1 protein-coding gene and 1 pseudogene are annotated in these 703 nt (G+C 31.4%); both read right to left on the reverse strand.

Annotated features, from left to right (window positions below; translation table 11 throughout):
* Positions 1 to 229: pseudogene (locus C9E89_RS22985) on the reverse strand (hypothetical protein); the annotation flags it as partial.
* 255 nt (positions 230 to 484) lie between these two features.
* A partial coding sequence (locus C9E89_RS22990; RefSeq protein ID WP_456151165.1) for a beta-sandwich lipoprotein occupies positions 485 to 703 on the reverse strand: 219 nt, incomplete at its 5' end.

The following is a 703-nucleotide window of genomic DNA, read 5'->3' on the forward strand; positions in this document are numbered from 1 at the left end:
CAATTTCAATAAGAAGATTGAGCTTCACAATATAGAAATCGAATCGCCAATTTTTAGTAGGTTCAAATTGAAATTTTCTTCGATAACCAATGTTATTTTCTTCTAGTTCTTGAAATAAGGTTTCTTCAGCTTCTAAATATTTTTGTGTTGCTTTGGGTAGTGGGCGAGTTTTAGATTTTGGTTTTAATGGTTTCTTCTTGATGAATGTGATGTATTCGGAAGTTTCCATAAATTTAGCCCATAAAAAAACCCGCAATTTGGGGAAATTGTGGGTATAAAATTACGTAAATAATTGGGGAATCACTTACGTAATATCATATTACTCGTATTTAATTTTATATCAAGTGTTTCTATATAAGTTTTATTAAAAAAAGCTCTTCATTACTGAAGAGCTTTCCCCTGAACTTTTGCGCTGATTCAGGTTGTTGTTTTGAAAGTTAATATTAACATTAATGGAAAAATATACATTCACATTTTATATCAATTAATTCAGCTTTAAATCTATATCAGGAATAATCGACTGTGGCTTGAATGCAACTTTATAGTGATAAGCACTCACACCCTTACTGGATAGCTGCTCTGAAAAGTAAGTTACATTGTCTGAAATACCCAACGAATGTTTTTTGAATTCTGACGCACCTGTCTTACAAGTCACATCAACCTTACGATCACTAACAGCATCGAATGAACATTTACCTTCAAT

It is taken from the genome of Acinetobacter sichuanensis, from assembly GCF_003024515.2.
Lineage (GTDB): Bacteria > Pseudomonadota > Gammaproteobacteria > Pseudomonadales > Moraxellaceae > Acinetobacter > Acinetobacter sichuanensis.